General features: G+C 68.6%; 1 pseudogene. It reads left to right on the top strand.

The window, feature by feature from the left end:
• Positions 1-356: 356 nt before the first annotated feature.
• Positions 357-511: pseudogene (locus AC1D1T_RS33015) on the top strand (IS5/IS1182 family transposase); the annotation flags it as partial.

Below are 511 nucleotides of genomic sequence, written 5' to 3'. Positions count from 1 at the left end.
GTGCTGTCGCTGGTGCTCGCGACGCGGCCGTGGCGCAAGCTGGATGCGAGCGTCGGCATCAGCGCCGATCGGGGGCATGCCAACGACGGCACCGGCCGCAGCGACGATCGCACGGTCGAGAGCTTCGTGAAGCTCAGTTGGCCGTTCGGGTTCTAGCAAGTACCGAGTAGCGACGGACTTCGGCCGTCGAGCAGCCGTCTGGCCCGATTTCTCYCGCGCCCGGCTCGACGGCATGATCGATGCGCGGCACCCGCTGGTCCAACTCGCGGCGCGACTGCCGTGGGATCGCATCGAAGCTGCCGACGTGTCGGCCAAGTCGATCAGCGCGCTGATGCTGTGGCTCGAACGCGCCGGGGCGCGTGCACACGCAAAGGCGCAACGACAAGCACGAGCTCTACGCGCTGCACGCGCCCGCGGTCGAATGCCTCTCGAAGGGCAAGGCGCGCAAGCCCTGCGAGTTCAGCGTCAAGGTCAGCCCCGCCGTCACGCACAAGCAGGGGCTGATGGCGGG

Source organism: Rhizobacter sp. P2_H3 (assembly GCF_056403355.1).
This window is presented reverse-complemented; position numbering and strand designations above follow the sequence as displayed.